1 protein-coding gene is annotated in these 3360 nt (G+C 55.8%); it reads left to right on the forward strand.

Annotated elements, in window-relative coordinates:
* Nucleotides 1–2851 (forward strand): hypothetical protein (locus tag AB4043_RS19390; protein WP_442307821.1); only part of this gene is annotated, 2851 nt, incomplete at its 5' end.
* Nucleotides 2852–3360 lie beyond the last annotated feature (509 nt).

Below are 3360 nucleotides of genomic sequence, written 5' to 3' on the forward strand. Positions count from 1 at the left end.
GGACAGCACCACCGGTCCGGTCGTGGTTTCGGCCGTTGGCAAATTGGGTTCCAGCGCTTTCCATGGGGCAGCGTACTTACATTTCCGCGATCACTCCATGAACTCGAACGACTGGATCTACAAACACCAAACGCCGACCCAGGAGCGACCAAATGATCGCTATTGGTATCCCGGCGGTCAAATCGGCGGTCCGGTGCCATTTACGCACAAGAAGCTGGTGTTCTTTACTGCCTATGAGTATTACAACCAGAGCTTTCCCGAGCAGACGAGCGGCGGCCTGCTTAAGGCGTTGGTGCCCACGCTGAGCGAACGTGCCGGCCACTTCGACCCCACTCTCCCTGACAACGCGGCGTTGTGCAGCGCCATCGCCGGCTGGGTTGCCGGTCAGTACCGCTGCCAACCAATCACCGAAATCGATACTGCGAACGGCTACGTCGGCGGCATCAAGAACAGCGATGTTTCGGCTTATCTCGCACCGGGGGCTCAGGCTTTGATGAAGATGATTCCCGCGCCGAATCACACTCCCACCTCTGCCGCGGACTATAACTGGGTGAAGCCGTTGATCAATACCAACAATGGCTACATGTTCCACGCGAAGACGGATTACAATCTCAGCGACAACACCAAACTGTATGTCAGCTTCAATCAGCAGCACGAGCTCTACGGCTCGCCCGTGCAGCGGTGGTGGATTCCCGCCGATTCGATCGACACTCCGGGCGGTCCGGCCACTTCAGCGACTTCGCGGACGATCTCGGGTAACTTCGTCAAGGTCTTTACCCCGACCATGACGAACGAGTTTATCGCGGGGTTGAGCTACCTGTACGATCCCATCACCTTCTCGAATTCAAAGGCGGTGGATAGAAAAGCGTTGAACTATCCGTATACCTCCCCCACTACGTCCACCATCATGCCTAGCATTGCCAATAGTTGGTGGACGAACGATATGGGGATACCGCAGATGATGGATACTGGCCGCGGCTCTTATTTTGAGCGAAAGTGGCAGCCTTCTATCGACGACAACTTCACCCTGGTACTGAAGACGCACACGCTGAAGTTCGGCGTCAGCTGGATGCAATCTGCAAACAGAGGGACAAATGTCGGCCAGTCGGACGGGCCAAATGGTACCGCCGCTTATGGGCCGGTCTGGGACTTCAACGGACCAGGCGGAAGCCAGATTACCTCTGCCTACAACCCTGTCCTCGATTTCATGTTAGACCTGCCAAGCAATTTCTCTTATCTGCCTGTTACCCTCTCCGATATGAAGGGTTCTGGCTGGGGCTTCTACGGTCAGGATCAATGGAAGGCAAACAAGCGGCTCACGATTAACTTCGGCCTGCGCCTATCGCACGATTTGCCATGGGAAGACGCCAGCGGTAAGTACGGAGCTTCGGCCTGGACCCGAGCCTGGTACGACGCCGATCTTGGCAAAGGCACGGCGCTCCCCGGCATGCGGTGGCATGCGATCGACTCTTCTGTTCCGCTGGCGGGACGTTCCCTGGACGCGATCTTTTTCGCTCCGCGTTTTGGTATCGCCCTCGATCTGCGTGGTAATGGCAAGACTGTTTTTCGGGGAGGGTTCGGTACCTATTACTACCGCGACGGCCTGGGTGGTTCTTCAGGAACCAGCATGGCGCAGGGTGGCACCCAGTGCAGCCTGAGGACACCTACATTTCTCTCTCGGGTCGATGCTGGCACAAACGTTGCGTGCGCCAATACACTCGGCGGCCTGACCTCCGGTTCGGCAGTTGACCCCAACGATCACGTCGAGCCGCATACCTACACGTACAACTTCACCGTTTCACAGCAGTTGATTGGGAAGTCGATACTGGAGCTTACTTACTCTGGCAGCCAGAGCTCGGATTTGATCAATAATCTGGCGGACGTCAACAAGATTCCAATTGGCGCGTTCCTGAAATCGGACCCGAACCCCGAGTCCGCGGACTACGGCAAGCGGTTTCCGATCGACAAAATTACCGGCACCGTGTTGCAGGACTACCGTCCACTTACTCACTACACGTCAATGAATCTGATCCGGCATGGTGCCTGGGCAAACTACAACGCTCTGCAGGCCTCATGGCTCAAGCAACAAGGCGCCCTGACCTTCAATCTCAACTACACGTTGTCGAAAACCCTGGGCACCAGCGGGACCGCGGATCCCATCAATATTCAAAATGATTACGGCCTTCTGGGTCAGGACCGCACGCATGCCTTCAACGTGTCATGGGCCTACGAGCTAGGCAACCGCTTCCAGAACAACAAACTCAAAGCAGCGGTACTCAACGGCTGGATGGTCTCCGGCATCGATACCCTCCAGAGCGGCGCTCCACTGCCGCAGAGTTTCTCGATGAATCTCGGGTTGCAGGGCTCAAATGCTCTGGGCACGTACAACACCATCAACAGTACCTACTACCTCGGTACTCCCGATTACACGCTGATGCCCAACCTCGTCTGCAATCCAGCTGCCGGTCTTAGCGGTGGGGCATACATCAATGCCAAGTGCTTCAACGCGCCGGCCGCGCCCCAGTTCGATGGGAACGGTGTGTTGACCGCTCTGGGCGGTCAAGGGCCGTACCATATGCCCTATCTCCGAGGACCGGCCTACTTCACGAACGACCTCTCGCTCTCCCGTACGCTCAGGATTAGTGAGCATCAGAACGTGCAGATCAAGTTCACTGGCATGAACTTCCTCAATCATGCACTAAAGTCGTTCGACCAGAACAGCCCCAACAACCTCAACCTGAACTTCACAAAAGGTGTCCTTGCTACTTCGGGAACCGACTGGGCGTACGGTGTTCCGAACGTGAAGTTCGGACGCCGCGTGCTTGAACTGACCCTGCGGTACAACTTCTAACTTCCGAGACAGTTACGACACGGGATGGGATCAACCATCCCGTGTCTTGAAGCATGAAGCATGGAGCAATAAGGACGTCGCTCCGCGACCGGTGGCCGTGTCCACCCGGCCAATCGCCGATACGCGGCGTCATTAAGAGCGGAGGCTAGTCCCTGGCTAGCCTTCGCTCTACATCTTTAGAAGAAATGCTCTAGATCGCCGGCAGAAGACTTCACGCGAGATTCGGCTCGGTTGTTCATCTTGGTGATGCGTTTGCACCTCTCTTCCTTCGACAACAAACGATCACGTCCCGCAATGAGGGTCCATGCCGGAAGGAAGAGAGGGAGAACTGAAAGTAATCGAGGCATTCAGGTCGATATTGCATCTCTGCTGTCTCTCGAGATTCGCTATGTTTGGAGTGGGCAGTCGTCCTGATGGTCCATGTGAGAACGGCATACTCACCGCTTCAAATCATTTATCAGCTTTTCTGTTTCAGTCCGCAATTGAAAAGGGATGCCCCAGTAGTCGAA

This window comes from Terriglobus sp. YAF25 (assembly GCF_052113305.1).
Classification (GTDB): domain Bacteria; phylum Acidobacteriota; class Terriglobia; order Terriglobales; family Acidobacteriaceae; genus Terriglobus.